We start from the raw sequence: 1100 nt of genomic DNA, 5'->3' as shown, positions 1-1100 counted from the left end.
GGCGGATGCAGGCTCTGAGTGCAACACCCTATTGAATTGAGGGTGGTGCTTCATTGTGCTTTGCCATCAGTTCATTCATCACCTCGATAGGGCATTTGAAGTCAAAGCGTTTTCGAGGCCGCATATTCAGCTCGAAGGCAATGGCATCCAGCTCTTCCTGACTGGTCAGTGACAGATCCGTTCCCTTAGGAAGATACTGGCGAATCAGCCCATTGATATTCTCGTTGCTGCCTCTTTGCCAAGGGCTATGGGGGTCACAGAAGTAGATAGCGACGCCTGTGTTCTGCGTGATAGCGGCATGCCTGGCCATCTCCCGTCCTTGGTCATACGTCAGGGTTTTTCGTGCTGCCAATGGCATTCTGTTCAGCGCGGCACTGAAGCCCTCTACGGCTGATGTCGCAGTCGCATCATGCATCTTTGCCAGTATCAAGTATCCGCTACTGAGCTCTACAAGAGTGCCAATCGCTGAGGCATTGCCTTTGCCCTTGATTAGATCGCCTTCCCAATGCCCAGGCATCTCGCGCTTGTCCACCTCGGGCGGACGAAGGTGAATGCTGACCATGTCGGGGATCTGACCTCGCCGGTCCGTCTCACCACGCCGAGGCTTACGCGTACTTTTGCCTTGCCGCAGGCAATGGATGAGCTCTTTGCGCAGTTGCCCAACCGGCAGCGCATAGATGGCGGTGTAAATCGTCTCGCGACAGACGTAGGCGTCTTCAAGCTTGGGTAAATTCATGTGTCGAAGCTTGCCGGCGATCTGCTCAGGAGACAAGTAGCGGCGAAGAAGGTACTCGACAAGCCTGAACCGCTCACTACCGATGGCAAGCTTTCGCTTGGGCCGGCAAAAACGCCGACGTATGAGTCGCGACGTTTGTGCGCGTTCAGCTCGGTAGTCGTTGTTCGGCTCACTATTTCGGCGAATTTCGCGGCTGATAGTGGAGGGAGAACGACTCAGACATCGAGCAATGGCTCGGAGGCTCAGGCCTTGAGAGAGACAAACCTGGATAGTGGCACGATCAGTAATGCTGAGTTCTGAGTATGACATGAGCGCAATACCTTACAGGGAAACTCAGGTGTTGCACTCAGAATCTGCGGCCAAG

Annotated in this window: 1 protein-coding gene; it reads right to left on the bottom strand. The window is 54.5% G+C overall.

The features are described 5' to 3' along the window. Positions 1 to 28: 28 nt before the first annotated feature. Positions 29 to 1045: an IS30 family transposase gene (locus R2R70_RS18810; RefSeq protein WP_410978724.1), complete on the bottom strand. Its 1017-nt coding sequence runs from the start codon at positions 1043 to 1045 to the stop codon at positions 29 to 31. Positions 1046 to 1100: the final 55 nt, after the last annotated feature.

It is taken from the genome of Cobetia sp. SIMBA_158, from assembly GCF_046566945.1.
GTDB lineage: Bacteria > Pseudomonadota > Gammaproteobacteria > Pseudomonadales > Halomonadaceae > Cobetia > Cobetia amphilecti.
The sequence above is the reverse complement of the archived record's forward strand: the minus strand, read 5'-3'. Positions and strand labels throughout refer to the sequence as shown.

Coding starts and splice junctions, on each gene's coding strand:
- R2R70_RS18810 (WP_410978724.1), bottom strand. CDS start 1,045: ATGTCATACTCAGAACTCAGCATTACTGATCGTGCCACTATCCAGGTT.